Here is a 15,937-nt window from a genome sequence, read left to right as displayed (position 1 = left end):
GGATCACACCGTTGCGCCGTTTTTTATAGGAGGAAGCCCATGCCCTCGTTCGACGTGGTGTCAGAACTGGACAAACACGAAGTCACCAATGCCGTCGACAATGCCCTCAAGGAACTGGACCGGCGTTACGACCTGCGCGGTAAAGGTACTTTTGAGCTCAAGGAGCTGACGATCCATCTGACTGCCGATGCCGATTTCCAGCTGGAGCAGATGCTGGAGATCCTCAAGCTGAGCCTGGTCAAGCGCAAGATCGATATTCAGTGTCTGGAATTCAAGGATCCCTATCCGTCCGGCAAATCGGTCAAGCAAGACGTCGTGCTGCGCGAAGGCATCGACAAGGAACTCGCCAAGAAGATCGTCGCCCATATCAAAGATGCCAAGCTCAAGGTGCAAGCGGCTATCCAGGGTGAACAGGTTCGAGTGACCGGCAAGAAGCGCGACGATCTGCAGGAAGCCATTGCCTTGCTGCGGGCAAAGGACTTCGGCATGCCACTGCAATTCAATAACTTCCGCGACTAAATTACCGCACGTGCGCGTGCCTTCCCCGTTTTAGCCGAGCGATTCCGCGCAGCCGGAGGCTCGGTGCCCCAAAAAGGAGACTCCATCCAATGGATTTCAGTGTCGATTATCTCGTCGAGCTTTCCGAGGCCTGGTTGCCGATTGTCATTCAGTACGGTGCTCAAGTGACGCTAGCGCTTTTCACCTTCCTGTTGGGCTGGTGGCTGATCAGTAAGCTAGTCGGCAAGGTCGGTGGCATATTGAACCGCCGTCAGGTCGACCCCTCGCTGCACGGGTTCATCGAAAGCCTGTCGAGCATCATTCTTAAAGCGCTATTGCTGATCAGCGTGGCATCGATGATCGGCGTCGAGACGACATCCTTCATTGCAGTGATAGGTGCCGCCGGCCTGGCGATTGGCTTGGCCTTGCAGGGCAGTCTGGCCAACTTCGCCGGGGGCGTGCTGATTCTGGTCTTCCGTCCGATACGCGTCGGCGAGTGGATCGAAGCCCAGGGCGTGGCCGGTACAGTGCATGCGATCCAGATCTTCCATACCGTACTCAAGTCGGGCGATAACAAGACCATCGTGGTGCCCAACGGCAGCCTGTCCAACGGACACATCACCAACTATTCCCGTGAGCCGCGTCGTCGCGCAGACATAAACATCGGCATCGATTACGGCGCCGATATCAAGCTGGCACGTAAGATTCTGCTGGAAATCGCCGAAGACGAACGTGTGCTGCGCGATCCCGAACCCGTGGTGCACGTCGTTGCACTGGCTGACAGCTCGGTCAATTTGTCTCTGCGGGTGTGGGTTGCCACAGGCGACTTCTGGCCGGTGACCTTCGGCTTCACCGAGCGGGTCAAGGAGCGCTTCGACGAGGCGGGAATTGGCATACCGTTTCCGCAACGTGTGGTGCATCTGGTCCAGCAGAGCTAAGGCCCAGCCAAGGAAAGCAAAGCCGGCAATGCTGCCGGCTTTCTTTTTAGCTTCGCTCAGTACTGGCCATGGGATCGCCCGGCTCCAGCTGCCTGCGGCTGCGTGACCACTGCCAGGCGATAAGTACCAGCGTCGGCACACCGAGCAATGCGGTGACCAGAAAGAAGTCGCTGTACCCGAGGTGCTCGACCATGACACCGGAATAGCCGCCCAATAGCCGTGGCAACAACAACATCAACGAGCTCAGCAGCGCGTACTGCGTGGCCGAGAATTTCAGGTTGGTGAGGCTCGACAGGTAGGCGACAAAGGCGGTGGAGGCCAGACCTCCGCTGAAGTTGTCGCAGGAGATGGTGACGATCAGCATGTTCAGGTTGGCGCCCATTTCCACCAACAGCATGAACATGAGGTTGGTTGCAGCGGACGCAAGGCCACCGACGAACAGGATGGGCAGTATATTGAAGCGCACGATCAAAAGGCCCCCAAAAGCAGCCCCGAGCAGGGTCATGATCAGCCCGAACAGCTTACTGACGCTGGCGATCTGATCCTTGCTGAAGCCCTGGTCAATGTAGAAGACATTAGCCATGACCCCCATTACGGTGTCGGACATCCGGTAGGTGGCGATCAGCCCCAACAGCAGCAGCGCCTGCCAGCGGTAGCGGAAGATGAAATCGGTGATCGGCGTCAGGACGGGTCCCATCAGTATCCGTCCTGGGCCGGAGAGACAGCCCCAGCAGATCAACAGGTACATGGTGCCGCGCGGCCAGTAACCGCCCCAGTAGGATTGGAACATGCCGGTGGTCGACACCATCAGGATGATCAGCACGATGACCGACACAGCCTGATGGACGAAATCGAACCGCGGCGGGCGCTGGCGCTGGCCTGCCTGGTGCAGCATCTGTCGAACGGGCACCAGCAGCGCGCGGCCCCAGGGCGACAGCGAACCGATGATGAGCAACAGATACAAGGTCGCACGCGGCCAGGCCTGTGCGATCAGCGCGTTGATCATCGCCGGCAGGGATACCAGCAGAACCAGCAGCAAGCCGACACCCGCCAATTGGTGGTTGAAGCTGTACTTCGAGGGCTCGTTGGGCAGCGGCGCAGCACCTTCTGGCTCGGGAATAAGCAGGCTAGTGACCAGGCCCGGCAAAATCAGCAACGCGAAGGCGATATAGGTGGTCGCCCATGCGCTCTGGCTGTACTCGATATTGGTCGAACCCAGCCATTCGGCGAGAAACAGCGCGCCGGCGCTCGCCAATAGCATGGCGATCCGGTAGCCCGTCATATAGGTCGCCGCCAGGGTTGCCTGCAGTTTGTCCTCGGCAATCTCCAAGCGATAGGCGTCGATGGCGATGTCCTGAGTCGCCGAGGCGAAAGCCACCGCGACAGCGAGCGCAATCAGCATGGTCAGGTTGTATTGAGGGTTGCACAACGCCATGCCGACCAGGCCGATGGCAATCACCGATTGTGACAGCACCAACCACGAACGGCGCCGCCCCAGCGCGCCAATCCAGGGCAGACGCCACTGGTCGAGCATCGGCGACCAGACCCATTTGAAGGCATAGGCCAGGCTGATCCAGCTGGCGAAGCCGATCGTTTCGCGCGAGACGCCCGCTTCGCGTAGCCACACCGAAAGCGTGGAAAACACCAGGATAGCGGGGAGGCCTGCGGCGAAGCCAAGCACCAGCAACGTCAGTGAGGCGGGGCTGGCATAGGCGGCGAGGGCGGTACGCCAGGTTTCACGGGACATATGACAGGACGGTTATAGACATGAAGCGCGCACTCTACCCGCTGTGCTCCGCCCAATGCCAGCCATGCCGACGTATGTCGACGCGGTCGTTGACGATGGTTATCCCCTCGGCACGCAGACGCATACGCTGCTCATGTCCAGCGGCTGTTCCCGCTGGCAAGCTGAGTCGTCCGCCGGCCGCGATTACCCTATGCCAAGGTAGGCGGGTGCCCTCGGGCAACTGCGACATCAGCCTGCCAACCCAACGCGCCGCACGACCGAGCCCGGCCATGCTGGCCAGTTCGCCGTAGCTCACCACCTTGCCCTCGGGAATTTGCGCCATGACCAGATAGACAGCCGCCCGGCGCGATTCGGCTTCGGCAGCGGGCGCGAGCATAGGCGGTTGTTCGATCATGGAATGTCCTGTGCGATTAGGCTTGCTGCGTTGACGGCTGAACTCGTTTGCTATTCGACGGTCAGTGCTTGCTGTGATTCAAAGCATAGGGATAATGCCTGCCTTTCTAACCCCATCTGTGCAGATATTCAGTCTTTTATGTTCTCCAGAACCCTGCTTTGCGTGTCACTTTCGCTCTTCTCTTTGCCATCGCTCGCCGACACTGTCTGGCTTAAGAATGGCGATCGCCTAACCGGCAAGATCAGCGTGCTCGATGGTGGAAAATTGTTGATCGAAACCGACTATGGCGGCTCGATACCCGTGAAGTGGAGTCAGGTTGCGACGCTGGAAAGCAACCAGCAACTGTTGGTCAAGCAGGACGACGTCACCGGAGAGGTGGCCAAGTCACTTCAGGCCGCTGACGATGGCAAGGTCACGCTCAGCAACGGCGGGGCACCGCGTACGGTCGAATTATCCAGCATCCAGCAGATTATCCATCCGAAACCGCTGGTTCAGGATTTGACCTGGAAAGGTAACGTCGACGTAGCAATGGACTACAAGCGTGCCGAAACCGACACGGACGACTACGACATATCGTTCAAGACTTCGGCTCGGCATGGCCGCTGGCGTCATAACGGCACCGGCAACTACAACCGCGAATACAGCGACGGTGTGACTTCAACGGACAACTGGGATGCCGAATACGCGCTTGACCGTTTCCTCGATGAGCACTGGTTCTGGCAAGGGCGATTGGAGTATAAACGCGACAAGATTGAAGATGTTCGGCGCCAGCGCACCATTGGTACCGGTCCTGGTTACCAGTTCTGGGACAACGAGCTTGGCGCTTTCTCGCTGGCGTCGCTGATCAACCGCAGCGACTACGAGTTCGCCAACGGCAATACTGCAGACTTCTACTCCCTCGCGATGAAGTGGAACTACAACCGCTATCTGGTCGGCAAGACTTTCGAGCTGTTCAGCAATGGTGAAATCGGCAAGCCGCTGGAAAATGTCGCCGACTACCAACTTGATGCCGAAATCGGGTTGCGTTACAAGGTGACCGATTGGGCATCGCTTAATATGAAGGCCGAGAAGGATCTGGTCAGCGGCGCCGAAAGCAATCTGGACGAAACCAACTACAGCATTGGCTTTGGTATCGGTTGGTAAGCTGAGGCAGTTGCACACCGGGCGCTCATGCGCCCGGTTTCGTTTTTGGGGGGATTACAACCGCAGCCCGCCATCCAGTTCGAGGATGCGGCCAGTGTAATAGTCGTTCTCGAAGATGTAGGCGACCGAATGAGCGATCTCCATCGGTTTGCCGAGCCGCTTAAGTGGAATGCCAGCGGTCATCTTTGCCAGTGCTTCGGGCTTCATACTGGCGACCATCTCGGTCTCGATAAATCCGGGTGCGACGCCGGCGACACGGATGCCATAGCGCGCCAGTTCCTTGGCCCAGACCACCGTATCCGCTGCGACACCGGCCTTGGCGGCCGAATAGTTGGCCTGGCCCATATTGCCGGCGCGCGAGATCGAAGAGATATTGACGATCGCACCCTGGCGCTTGAGCTCGATCATTTTTGCCGCGACCTCACGGGTGCATAAGAACACGCCGGTCAGGTTCACATCGATCACCGCCTGCCACTGGGCGAGGCTCATTTTCGACAGTTCGCCATCCTTGAGTTTGATGGTCATGCCGTCGCGCAGGATGCCGGCGTTGTTGACCAGGCCATCCAGCGCGCCGAAGTCCTCGCTCACTTGGGCGACCATGTGGCTGACCTGCTCTTCGTTGGCAACATTGCACAGATAGGCGCGGGCTTCGCCTCCGGCGCTCTTGCAGGCGGCTACCGCCTCGTCGAGGCGATCCTGGTTGAGATCGACCAAGGCCAGTTGCGCGCCTTTACCGGCGAGGTATTCGCCCATTGCACGTCCCAAACCCTGTCCGCCGCCAGTGATAATGATGACCTTGTCTTTTAGCTGCATGCACCTTTCCTTCTTGATAGATGAGGAAGCCGGTAAACGACGTCCGCTGGCGAAAACGTTATGCTGGTGACTCGTTGAACCAGACAAGCTTTCCAGGAGCACCCGTGAGCGCTGAAACCGCCAAGCATGCCCGACAACTCCTGCTCAAGGAATACCGCGGTGTGCTCTCGACGCACTCCAGGAGCATGCCGGGATTTCCTTTCGGCTCGGCGGTTCCGTACTGCCTGAGCGAGGAAGGCTGGCCGCTGATCCTGATCAGCCGAATTGCTCAACACACGAAAAATCTTCAATCTGACCCTCGGTGTTCGTTGCTGGTAGCCGAGCGCGGTGCAGAAGACGTGCAAGCGAACGGCCGGCTTACGGTGCTCGCTGAGGCGCGAAAGCTCACAGATGCGCCGGCTATAGACGCGGCGGCGGCGCGCTATTACCGTTATTTCCCTGAGTCAAGCGATTACCACCGCGCACATGACTTCGACTTCTGGGTTCTTCAGCCGGTGCGTTGGCGCTACATCGGGGGCTTTGGAGCGATCCACTGGTTGGACGACGTGGCGCAGGCCAATCCATTTGCACGGGCGAACGGCGGCGAGAGCGAAATGCTCGATCACATGAACAACGACCACGCCGCGGCGATCGCCCATTACGTCGAGCAAGCAGGCCTACCGGCCGCACCTGAAGCCATCATGGTCGGTATCGACAGCGAGGGTATCCACCTGCGCATCGGTCAGACCATTCACTGGCTGGCGTTTCCAGATCCCTGTGACAATCCGGGCGCAGTGCGGCAGGCGTTGGTGGCGATGGCGCGGCGCTGATTCAGCCTGACGTAAGCACAGGGGTGAATAATCCGGTTACAGCCTGTTCCCTTTATGGGTTGAATTCGGTTCAGGCTGCCGTCATCTACACGAGATCGGAAGCCGTTCTTCCGTCAAGGACTATCGATGCGTATTTTCTTACTGCTGTTTCTCTTGTTTCCGCTGGCTGAGCTGGCGTTGCTGATCAAGGTCGGCAGCTCGATTGGCGTATTGCCGACCATCCTGTTGCTGATCATCAGCGGCATGGCCGGCATCCTGCTCTTGCGTCTGGCAGGCTTTGCCACCGCCTGGCGTGCACGTGAGCGGTTGGCTCGTGGCGAGCTGCCCGAGCAGGAAATGCTTCAGGGACTGATGATGGCCGTCGCTGGCGGCTTGCTGTTCCTTCCGGGCTTTCTCAGCGACATCGTCGCGCTGCTGGTGTTGTTTCCGCCGTCGCGCAAGCTGTTTCTCAATTTCGTCGGGCGCCGTGTCGAGGCTCAGGCCCAGCGCCGTCGTGCTTTTGCCGACGACCTGCGTCAGCAACAAGAGCGCCATGCTGGGCCCCAGCGACCCAATGTGATTGAGGGTGAGTGGGAGCGCCGCGACAAGTGATGCTTGGTCGCTGGAGAAAAGGCATGCGCAGGCATGCCTTTTTCATTTCTCAATTCAAAAAAATCAGCGATGCGCCCTTGAAATCATTTTTTGTCGCCCGCATGTAGCGGTCACCGCAAGGTCGCTGTCGTGTTTGACAGTCCGTCTTCTGCGGCCCGCATAGCGGGCCGCAACCGGCACCGCCGGATTTGCCCAACCCGTCGATGAAATTCATCGGCATGGAAACCACTGTACTAGGAGAGATCGACAATGAAGCTTCGTCCTCTGCATGACCGCGTCGTGATTCGTCGCAGCGAAGAAGAAACCAAGACCGCCGGCGGCATCGTGCTGCCGGGCTCCGCTGCCGAGAAGCCAAACCGTGGCGAAATCGTCGCCGTAGGCACTGGCCGCGTTCTGGACAACGGCGAAGTCCGTCAGCTGGCCGTCAAGGTTGGCGATCAGGTCGTATTCGGCCCTTACTCCGGCAGCAACACCGTCAAGGTCGACGGTGAAGACCTGCTGGTGATGAGCGAGAACGAAATCCTCGCCGTCGTCGAAGCCTGATCAGCGCTCGCTTTATAGCGATAGCGTTCCATCAACAGAATTTGAGGAAGAATCAACATGGCTGCTAAAGAAGTTAAATTCGGCGATTCCGCTCGCAAGAAAATGCTGGTTGGCGTCAACGTCCTGGCTGACGCGGTAAAAGCGACCCTCGGCCCGAAAGGCCGTAACGTCGTCATCGAGAAGAGCTTTGGCGCTCCGACCATCACCAAGGATGGCGTTTCCGTTGCCAAGGAAATCGAGCTGAAGGATCGTTTCGAAAACATGGGCGCGCAGCTGGTCAAGGACGTTGCCTCCCGCGCCAACGATGACGCCGGCGACGGCACCACCACCGCTACCGTTCTGGCTCAGTCGATCGTCAACGAAGGCCTGAAGGCCGTCGCTGCCGGCATGAACCCGATGGATCTGAAGCGCGGCATCGACAAGGCCACCATCGCCATCGTTGCCGAGCTGAAGAACCAGTCCAAGCCATGCGCTGACTTCAAGGCCATCGCTCAAGTTGGCACCATCTCCGCCAACTCCGACAGCTCCATCGGCGCGATCATCGCCGAAGCCATGGAAAAGGTCGGCAAAGAAGGCGTCATCACTGTTGAAGAAGGCTCGGGCCTGGAAAACGAGCTGTCTGTCGTAGAAGGCATGCAGTTCGACCGTGGCTACCTGTCCCCTTACTTCATCAACAAGCCGGACACCATGGTGGCCGAACTCGACAGCCCGATGCTGCTGCTGGTCGACAAGAAGATCTCCAACATTCGCGAACTGCTGCCGGTGCTGGAAGGCGTTGCCAAAGCCGGTCGTCCGCTGCTGATCGTGGCTGAAGACGTCGAAGGCGAAGCCCTGGCGACCCTGGTCGTCAACAACATGCGCGGCATCGTCAAGGTTGCTGCCGTCAAGGCCCCTGGTTTCGGCGATCGCCGCAAGGCCATGCTGCAGGACATCGCCATCCTGACTGGCGGTACCGTGATTTCCGAAGAAGTAGGCCTGAGCCTGGAAACCGCTACCCTGGAGCACCTGGGTAACGCCAAGCGCGTCGTGCTGAACAAGGAAAACACCACCATCATCGATGGTGCTGGTCAGCAGGTCGACATCGAAGCCCGCGTTGCGCAGATTCGCAAGCAGGTTGAAGACACCACCTCCGACTACGACAAAGAGAAGCTGCAAGAGCGTCTGGCCAAGCTGGCTGGCGGTGTTGCCGTGATCAAGGTCGGCGCTGGCACCGAAGTCGAGATGAAAGAGAAGAAGGCCCGCGTTGAAGACGCCCTGCATGCGACTCGTGCAGCCGTTGAAGAAGGCGTGGTTCCTGGCGGTGGTGTTGCACTGGTGCGCGCGCTGCAGGCGATCTCCGACCTCAAGGGTGACAACGAAGACCAGAACGTCGGCATCACCTTGCTGCGTCGTGCGGTTGAAGCGCCGCTGCGTCAGATCGTTTCCAACGCCGGTGGCGAGCCGAGCGTTGTGGTCGATAAGGTCAAGCAGGGTGAAGGCAACTACGGCTTCAACGCTGCGACCGACGAGTACGGCGACATGATCGAGATGGGTATTCTCGATCCGGCCAAGGTGACTCGTTCTGCTCTGCAGGCCGCAGCTTCCATTGCCAGCCTGATGATCACCACCGAAGCGATGATCGCCGAAGTGGCTGAGGACAAGGCTGCTGGCGGTATGCCGGACATGGGTGGCATGGGCGGTATGGGTGGCATGGGCGGCATGATGTAAGCCAGCCGGCCCCGCTACATAAAAAGCCCCGCCAGAGTGCGGGGCTTTTTTATTCGTTTCGTTACTGGAAGGCTCAGGCGCTTATGAATCTTTACAGCCTGAAGCCTGCATATCAAAGGAAGTGTTGATCAACAATTGTCCATCTGTCATTTTCTTCAACGCTCAGCCAGATTGTGGACTATGGTGAGCATTCGAATCACCTGATAACAAGGACTTGCGCAATGAAGCTGGAATTTGCACGAGGATTGTTTCTAGCCGGCTCGCTGGGTGTCGCCTCCCTGTGTGCCGCCGCATGGAGCGAGCCGGACGCCAGAGTAGTGGCGCGTAGCGAAGTCAGCGATCATTGCCCGATCCCGCGTATGGCCCAAACCTCGATTTGGGAAGCGCGTCCCGACAAGGATCTGTTGTTGTTCATGTACGGCATGTCGCAAAGCTTGGTCGGACGAGGCTAACCGCACCCGGTCAGACCCATCCGCCCGGGCGCGAGCGGGATATTCTGATGTGTCTCAGTCTGTCGTTTGGGCTGCGGTCGTGCTGCGATCAGGGCTTGCCAGCATTGTATAGACGGCAGGCAGAACGAATAAGGTGAAGAGCGTCCCCACCGTCATGCCTGTTGCAATCACCATTCCGATGTCGAAACGACTGACAGCTCCGGCACCACTGGCCAGGATCAGCGGGACCATGCCGAACACCGTCGCCGCCGTCGTCATCAGTACTGGGCGTAAGCGGATAGAGGCGGCTTCCTCCACCGCCTCGCGGCGGCTCAGTCCGCGCTCCTGGCGCAGCTGATTGGCAAACTCGACGATCATGATGCCGTGTTTGCTGATCAGCCCGATCAGCGTTACCAGCCCGACCTGGGTATAGATGTTCATGCTCGACAGGCCGAGGAACAGCGGAATCAGCGCACCACAGATGGACAGCGGTACGGTGACCAGGATCACCAGCGGATCGCGGAAGCTTTCGAACTGTGCCGCCAGCACCAGAAAGATGACGGCGAGTGCAAGCGCGAAGGTCGTATACAGAGCAGTACCTTCCTGGATGTACTGGCGCGACGCGCCGGCGTAGTCGAAGGTGAAGCCCTGGGGTGCCTCCTCCTGAGCGATGCTGCGTAACGTGTCGATAGCCTCGCCCATGCTGACGATCGGAAAGCCCTGAATGGTCGCCGCGTTGAGCTGCTGGAACTGCGCCAGCTGGGTAGGCCGTGCACGGTCATGAACATTGATCAAGGTGGACAATGGCAACATCTCGTCCCGGTCGTTCTTCACGTAGTAATTGCTCAACCAGCCCGGATTGTCCCTATAGGCCTGTTCGACCTGGGCGATCACCTTGTAGCTTCGACCTTCGATCGTGAAACGATTGATCTCGCTTTCGCCGAGTAACGTCGCCAGGGTCACGCCAAGGTCTTCCATAGAGACGCCCATTTGCGCAGCTTTTTGACGGTCGATATCGACGACGATCTCCGGTTTGTCGAATGCCAGATCGATATCGAGAAAGGCGAATTTGCCGGACGCCTCGGCTTTTTCCTTGATCCGCTCGGCGACCTGCAATAGCGACTCGTAGTCGTTCGCCGTGTTGATCACGAACTGAAATGGCAAGCCCTCGCCGGTGCCGGGCAAGGAGGGCAGGTTGAAGCCGAAGACCTGCAGGCCGGGGATCCTGTCGATCTTCGCCTGAACCTCCGGCAGTACCTCCATCTGGGTTCGTTCACGCTCGTCCCAGGGCTTCATCAGGAACCCGCCGATGCCCCTCTGCACGCCGTTGAAGCCGTTGATCTGGAACCAGGAGTAGTACTCCGGGAACGACTTGAATATCTCCAGAAACTGATCTGTGTAGGTGTTCAGATAATTTAGGTTGGCCGTTTGCGGCGAGCTGGCCATCATGAAAATGATGCCCTGGTCTTCCTCGGGTGCCAGCTCACTCTCGGTGAATTTGAGCAGGACCGGGATCAGCCCGAGCACGATCACGGCGAACACCAGCACCACTGGGCGAGTATTCAACGTGCCATGCAGGGCACGCTGATAGCGTACTTTCAATCGCTCAAAGACCAGATCCAGCCGGTGCGCCAGGCCTGTCGGGTTTTCTTCATGACGTAGCAGACGCGAGCACATCATCGGCGACAGCGTTAATGCGACCACGCCGGATATCAACACCGCACCGGCCAACGTCAGCGCGAATTCCTGGAACAGCGCACCGGTCAGACCCTGCAAGAAGCCGATTGGCGCATAGACCGCCGCCAGGGTGATGGTCATGGTGACGACGGGCATGGCGATCTCGCGTGCGCCGTCGATAGCCGCCTGGATCGGCGTCTTGCCTGCCTCGATGTGACGATGGATGTTTTCAACCACAACGATCGCATCGTCCACCACCAGCCCGATCGCCAGTACCATGGCCAGCAGCGTCAGCAGGTTGATCGAATAGCCCATGGTCTGCATGAAGAACATCACGCCGATCATCGAAAGCGGAATGGTGACCACCGGAATCAGCACCGAGCGCAGCGATCCCAGAAAAAGGAACACCACCACGATGACGATCACGACTGCTTCGGCAAGCGTCTTCACCACTTCGTCGATGGAGGCCTGGATGAAGCGTGTCGCATCATAGGCGATGGTGACTTTCAAGCTTGGCGGCAGTTGCGATTCGATCTCCGGCATGATCGCGCGCACTTCGCTGATCACATCCAGCGGGTTGGCGCTGGGGGTGCCCTTGACTCCGATGTAGACCGAAGGAATACCGTCGAAGGAGCTGATGGCGTTGTAGCTTTCCGCGCCCATCTCCACCCGCGCCACGTCGCCGAGCAGTACTCGGCTGTCGCCTTGGGTCTTCAACGGTATGGCGGCGAAGGCTTCGGGCGTCTTCAGTTCAGTGTCGGCATTAATACTGGTGACGACATATTGCCCCTTTACCTCGCCAGCGGCCGAGAGAAAGTTGTACTTGCGCACCGCCTCGTTCACATCGCTTGCGGAGAGACCGTAGGCGGCGAGTTTCACCGGGTCCAGCCAGAGGCGCATGGCGAAAACTTGATTGCCGAGTATCTCCGCCTCGGCCATGCCGGGTAGGGTCGCCAGCTTCGGCTGGATGACCCGCGACAGGTAATCGGTGATCTGCGGATTGGTCAGCTGATCGCTGTAGAAGCTGATGTACATGAGCGCAGTGGAATCGGCGGCCTGCTTGTTCAGCACCGGGTCCTCGGCATTCTGCGGCAGCTGATTCTTCACCGAGTTGGCCTGGCTCAACAGCTCGGTGTAGAGCCGGTCGGTATCGGCACCGATGCGCGCGTAAACCGAAATGACCGAGAGGTTCTGCTGGCTCACCGAGGTCATGTAGTCCACGCCTTCGGCGCTGGCCAGACTCTGCTGCAGGGGTTGGGTGATATAGCCTTGGATAGTTTCGGCGTTGGCCCCCGGGTAGGCGGTAGTCACCGTGATCAGCGCGCTCTCCATTTGCGGATATTGGCGAATCACCAGGCTGTTGAACGCCTGAAAGCCGAGCAGCACGATCAGCAGGCTGATCACGCTGGCCAGCACCGGACGGCGAATGAATGGATCGGTAAAAGCCATGACGATCTATGTCCCTGTAGTCAACGCCTCAGCGGGCGTCGGACCCGCTGTTTGGCTCGAGTTCGAGCGTGCGCTTCTCGGCGATCGCGACGTGGGCACCGGTATCCAACTTGAGCTGGCCGGCGATAACCACCTGCTCGCCAGCCTCTATTCCTTTGAGGATCACCACACGGCCATCGCGACGCTCGCCCGTCTCGACGAAACGACGTTCCACGACCAGATAGGGTTCCCTGCGCTCGGGCGCTTCGGTGCCTTCCTCGGGCTCGGGCGCCTGACCTTCCTTCACCACCAACACCGAGTTGCCATATAGCGTGTAGGTAATCGCGGTTTCCGGCACGACGACTTGGGGTTCTTCACTGGGCAACAGCACCTGCAGATCGGCGAACATGCCGGGCAGCAGGCGCTCGCCGGGGTTGGCCAACTCGGCGCGGACCTGCACGTTGCGGGTGGTGGTTTCAACTTTGGGATTCAGGGCGACGATCTTGCCCTCGAACTGCTCGCCGGGAAAAGCGGCTACTTGGATCCGTACGGGTTGGCCGAGGGCGAGCAAGGGAACCTGCTGTTCGGCCAAGTAGAAGTCGACGAATAGCGTCGACAGATCCTGCAGCGTGGCGATCGGTGTGCCGGCGGCCACGAAGTCACCGACATCCACTTGACGGATCCCGATAGTCCCGGAGAAGGGCGCAAGGATGCGCTTCTTCGCCAGGCTGGCCTTCAACTGTGCGACCGTGGCCGCGGCTTTCTGTGACTCGGCGTTGAGCCGATCGAACTCGCTGCGCGAAATGGCCTGACGGTCGATCAGGCTGCGTGCGCGCTCGAACTCCACTTTGGCCAGATGCAGATCGGCCTCGGCGGCAGTCAGGCTTGCCTGCTCGATCTCGCTGTCGAGCAAAACGATCGGTTGGCCCTTGCTCACCTTTTCACCCGAGCGGAACTGCACGTCGCTGATGGTGCCGGCAATTTCCACCGACAGGTCGATGCCCTGAGACGCGGTGAGCGTACCGATCGCCGGCAGCCGGCTCTGCCAGGGCTGGCGGCTGGACACGACGGCCTCGACATCGATTGGCGGCTTAGGCGCCTTGAATTGCTGGATTTGCGAATAGATCGAATTGAACTTCACGGCGGCGAGGATCAGAACCACGACGATCACCGCGCCGAGCATGAGCAGCATGCGGCGCAACATTTTCCATATTCCTTGGAGAGATGAGCCGGCTGACTACTGCCATGAAATGAGGCAGCCGTTCGAGTGCACACTAGCGACCAATTGCCGGCCGGACACGGGGGCATCGATCTGGGGTTGCCGGCAATACGCCGGGAAACAGCGAAAGTAGCCGCGAATAAGGCGTATGTAAAGGAATAGGTAATGACGTCCTCGGCACGCTGTAACAGGGTGTGCAATTGGCGAAGCAGAGCCGTGAAGGGCGGCGCGAGGACCATGCAACGACCCCTGCCGAAGGAGCCGTTGCGTCGATCGCGAGCGGCGTCAGCCCGCGAGGCGGTGCGTCACTTCGCTGAGCTGGGCCGACAGGCCGTGCAGGTTCTGGCTGGCCTTTTCGGTGCGTTCGACATTGTCCTGGTTGGTCGTGGCGATAGCCGTTATCTCGGTCAGGTTCCGCGAAATGTCCTCCGCCACCGAGGTTTGTTCCTCGGCCGCGGTGGCGATTTGGCGATTCATGTCGCGGATCGCTTCGACTTCCCGGGTGATGCGCTGGAGCATCGTGCCCGCTTCCGTCACCCGTTCGACGCCTTCGTCGCTGCGGTTCCGGCCGCTTTCGATCGCCCGCACCGCGTCCACTGCTCCGGTTTGTACCGTGTCGATGATCTGATGAATTTCGGCAGTCGAATCAGCGGTGCGTCTGGCCAGCGTACGTACCTCATCGGCCACCACGGCGAACCCGCGGCCAGCATCACCCGCGCGGGCAGCTTCGATAGCGGCGTTCAGCGCTAGCAGGTTGGTTTGATCCGCAATGCCGCGAATGACCTCCAGTACTTTGCCAATGCGACCGCTGTCGGCTTCGAGGCGTCGAATGACTTCGGCAGTGCTGACGATCTCGCCGCGCATCTGGGCGATTGTCTGGATCGTCGAACGCATCATGTTCTCGCCATGCTGCGCCGAATGATCGGCTGCATCAGCGGCGTGCGCGGCCTCGGCCGCGTGGCGTGCGACCTCCTGTGCAGTAGCCGACATTTCGTGCATGGCGGTGGCGACCTGATCGGTGCGCGAGAATTGCTCACGAGTGCCTTGGCCCATCAGCGTGGCGATGGCGTTCAGTTCGCCGCTGGCGCTGTCCAGATCCGAGGTGCTGCGTTGCAGACGGGTAAAGGTATCGGCGAGAAAATCGCGAAGCACGTTCGCCGCGACGGCCAGACGCCCTAGTTCGTCCGAGCGGGACGCATCGACGCGCTCGCCGAACTTACCCTGGCTGAGCTTGGCGATATGATCAATCAGATGGCGGATAGGGGTGATCAGGTTGCGATTGACCAGCCACAAGCTGAGCAGGCTGATCAGTGCGCCAGCGGCAAGCATGATCAGCGAACCCGTGATGATCGCCTGTTCGGCTCCACTGCTGATTTCTTCCGAGCTGCGCTGCGCTGCGTCACGTAGTTGATCGACCAGTTCGCTGAGCTGTTCACTGGTGGCTCGGTCGATACCTTTGACCGCGGCGTCGCCAGCAACTGGATCGCTGCCTGCGGCCAGGAACGCTTCGCGGCCGCTGCGATAGGCTAAGCCCAGTTTTCGATGTTCTTCGCGCAATCCCTGGACCTGGCGTGCCAGCGCCTGGTCATGCTGGCTCGCCTGCACAAGGGTATCGAGCAGCGTTTGGACCTTGCGTTCCTGTTCTTCGAAGCTCTGCCAGTACTTGCTCAGGTTCTCGGGTGACTTGCCGCGCAGCAGCACGTTTTTCCATTCCTGCACTTGGACCTTGAATTCAAGGTTGGCTTCATTAATAAGACGCGAGGTTTCGATCGGACCTTTGAGCAGCTTTTGAAAGGCAGAAATGTCCTCGGAGAGGAACGAGAAGCTGGCCAGAGCGATGGCCAAGGTCATCAACAAGCTGCCGCCAATCAGAGCCAGCAGCTGAGCGCGCAGGGAATTTTTCAGGAGCATCGTGAGCGTCTCGCATCGTATGGAAAGCACTTGCGACCAGCGCAAGGGGCGTCGGGCGGCTATCGGAATAACCGCTCGGGTCGGCCAA

14 protein-coding genes are annotated in these 15,937 nt (G+C 59.4%); 8 read left to right on the top strand and 6 right to left on the bottom strand.

Annotation, left to right across the window (positions count from 1 at the left end; translation table 11 throughout):
• Positions 1-39: 39 nt before the first annotated feature.
• Both CH92_RS15960 and CH92_RS15955 read left to right on the top strand, forming a co-directional pair.
• Positions 40-519 carry a YajQ family cyclic di-GMP-binding protein gene (locus tag CH92_RS15960; RefSeq protein ID WP_025242772.1) on the top strand — a complete coding sequence of 160 codons (480 nt, stop codon included), beginning with the start codon at positions 40-42 and terminating at the stop codon, positions 517-519.
• An 89-nt stretch (positions 520-608) separates the two neighbouring features.
• Entirely contained in the window at positions 609-1,436 is an 828-nt protein-coding gene (locus CH92_RS15955) for a mechanosensitive ion channel family protein (protein WP_025242771.1), read from the top strand.
• A gap of 46 nt (positions 1,437-1,482) precedes the next feature.
• Here CH92_RS15955 and CH92_RS15950 read toward each other — a convergent pair whose 3' ends face one another.
• On the bottom strand, positions 1,483-3,183 hold the full coding sequence (locus tag CH92_RS15950; RefSeq protein ID WP_025242770.1) for an AmpG family muropeptide MFS transporter: 1,701 nt from the start codon (positions 3,181-3,183) through the stop codon (positions 1,483-1,485).
• Between the two features lie 34 nt (positions 3,184-3,217).
• Positions 3,218-3,577 carry an MGMT family protein gene (locus CH92_RS15945; protein ID WP_025242769.1) on the bottom strand — a complete coding sequence of 120 codons (360 nt, stop codon included), beginning with the start codon at positions 3,575-3,577 and terminating at the stop codon, positions 3,218-3,220.
• Positions 3,578-3,715: 138 nt separating this feature from the next.
• Between CH92_RS15945 and CH92_RS15940 the strand changes: the two genes are divergently transcribed.
• Positions 3,716-4,720, top strand: coding sequence for a DUF481 domain-containing protein (locus CH92_RS15940; RefSeq protein WP_025242768.1), 1,005 nt, complete (start codon positions 3,716-3,718; stop codon positions 4,718-4,720).
• Positions 4,721-4,774: 54 nt separating this feature from the next.
• Here the strand turns inward: CH92_RS15940 and CH92_RS15935 are convergent, their stop codons facing one another.
• A complete protein-coding gene (locus CH92_RS15935) occupies positions 4,775-5,533 on the bottom strand; it encodes an SDR family oxidoreductase (protein ID WP_025242767.1) in 759 nt (252 codons plus the stop codon).
• A 104-nt stretch (positions 5,534-5,637) separates the two neighbouring features.
• On the opposite strand from CH92_RS15935, the gene CH92_RS15930 reads away from it, so the two are divergent.
• From CH92_RS15930 to CH92_RS15910, 5 genes are all read left to right on the top strand, one after another.
• The gene (locus CH92_RS15930; protein ID WP_025242766.1) at positions 5,638-6,342 is read left to right on the top strand and encodes a HugZ family protein; all 705 of its coding nucleotides are present in this window, start codon (positions 5,638-5,640) and stop codon (positions 6,340-6,342) included.
• 126 nt (positions 6,343-6,468) lie between these two features.
• Complete coding sequence (locus CH92_RS15925; RefSeq protein WP_025242765.1) at positions 6,469-6,933, top strand: FxsA family protein; 465 nt, start codon at positions 6,469-6,471, stop codon at positions 6,931-6,933.
• 249 nt (positions 6,934-7,182) lie between these two features.
• The gene (locus CH92_RS15920) at positions 7,183-7,476 is read left to right on the top strand and encodes a co-chaperone GroES (protein ID WP_019340746.1); all 294 of its coding nucleotides are present in this window, start codon (positions 7,183-7,185) and stop codon (positions 7,474-7,476) included.
• 57 nt (positions 7,477-7,533) lie between these two features.
• The gene (gene groL, locus CH92_RS15915) at positions 7,534-9,183 is read left to right on the top strand and encodes a chaperonin GroEL (protein WP_025242764.1); all 1,650 of its coding nucleotides are present in this window, start codon (positions 7,534-7,536) and stop codon (positions 9,181-9,183) included.
• Between the two features lie 221 nt (positions 9,184-9,404).
• A complete protein-coding gene (locus CH92_RS15910; RefSeq protein WP_025242763.1) occupies positions 9,405-9,635 on the top strand; it encodes a hypothetical protein in 231 nt (76 codons plus the stop codon).
• A gap of 54 nt (positions 9,636-9,689) precedes the next feature.
• Here the strand turns inward: CH92_RS15910 and CH92_RS15905 are convergent, their stop codons facing one another.
• The 3 genes from CH92_RS15905 to CH92_RS15895 all read right to left on the bottom strand — a co-directional run bounded on the left by CH92_RS15905 (position 9,690) and on the right by CH92_RS15895 (position 15,849).
• On the bottom strand, positions 9,690-12,740 hold the full coding sequence (locus CH92_RS15905; protein ID WP_025242762.1) for a multidrug efflux RND transporter permease subunit: 3,051 nt from the start codon (positions 12,738-12,740) through the stop codon (positions 9,690-9,692).
• Positions 12,741-12,768: 28 nt separating this feature from the next.
• A complete protein-coding gene (locus CH92_RS15900) occupies positions 12,769-13,923 on the bottom strand; it encodes an efflux RND transporter periplasmic adaptor subunit (RefSeq protein ID WP_025242761.1) in 1,155 nt (384 codons plus the stop codon).
• A 300-nt stretch (positions 13,924-14,223) separates the two neighbouring features.
• On the bottom strand, positions 14,224-15,849 hold the full coding sequence (locus tag CH92_RS15895; protein ID WP_025242760.1) for a methyl-accepting chemotaxis protein: 1,626 nt from the start codon (positions 15,847-15,849) through the stop codon (positions 14,224-14,226).
• Positions 15,850-15,937: the final 88 nt, after the last annotated feature.

Source organism: Stutzerimonas stutzeri (assembly GCF_000590475.1).
Classification (GTDB): Bacteria; Pseudomonadota; Gammaproteobacteria; order Pseudomonadales; family Pseudomonadaceae; genus Stutzerimonas; species Stutzerimonas stutzeri_D.
The sequence above is the reverse complement of the archived record's forward strand: the minus strand, read 5'-3'. Positions and strand labels throughout refer to the sequence as shown.

Bases quoted from the DNA above. Each gene is read 5' to 3' on its own strand.
- CH92_RS15960 (WP_025242772.1), top strand. From the start codon at position 40: ATGCCCTCGTTCGACGTGGTGTCAGAACTGGACAAACACGAAGTCACC.
- CH92_RS15955 (WP_025242771.1), top strand. From the start codon at position 609: ATGGATTTCAGTGTCGATTATCTCGTCGAGCTTTCCGAGGCCTGGTTG.
- CH92_RS15950 (WP_025242770.1), bottom strand. From the start codon at position 3,183: ATGTCCCGTGAAACCTGGCGTACCGCCCTCGCCGCCTATGCCAGCCCC.
- CH92_RS15945 (WP_025242769.1), bottom strand. From the start codon at position 3,577: ATGATCGAACAACCGCCTATGCTCGCGCCCGCTGCCGAAGCCGAATCG.
- CH92_RS15940 (WP_025242768.1), top strand. From the start codon at position 3,716: ATGTTCTCCAGAACCCTGCTTTGCGTGTCACTTTCGCTCTTCTCTTTG.
- CH92_RS15935 (WP_025242767.1), bottom strand. From the start codon at position 5,533: ATGCAGCTAAAAGACAAGGTCATCATTATCACTGGCGGCGGACAGGGT.
- CH92_RS15925 (WP_025242765.1), top strand. From the start codon at position 6,469: ATGCGTATTTTCTTACTGCTGTTTCTCTTGTTTCCGCTGGCTGAGCTG.
- CH92_RS15920 (WP_019340746.1), top strand. From the start codon at position 7,183: ATGAAGCTTCGTCCTCTGCATGACCGCGTCGTGATTCGTCGCAGCGAA.
- groL (WP_025242764.1), top strand. From the start codon at position 7,534: ATGGCTGCTAAAGAAGTTAAATTCGGCGATTCCGCTCGCAAGAAAATG.
- CH92_RS15910 (WP_025242763.1), top strand. From the start codon at position 9,405: ATGAAGCTGGAATTTGCACGAGGATTGTTTCTAGCCGGCTCGCTGGGT.
- CH92_RS15905 (WP_025242762.1), bottom strand. From the start codon at position 12,740: ATGGCTTTTACCGATCCATTCATTCGCCGTCCGGTGCTGGCCAGCGTG.
- CH92_RS15900 (WP_025242761.1), bottom strand. From the start codon at position 13,923: ATGTTGCGCCGCATGCTGCTCATGCTCGGCGCGGTGATCGTCGTGGTT.
- CH92_RS15895 (WP_025242760.1), bottom strand. From the start codon at position 15,849: ATGCTCCTGAAAAATTCCCTGCGCGCTCAGCTGCTGGCTCTGATTGGC.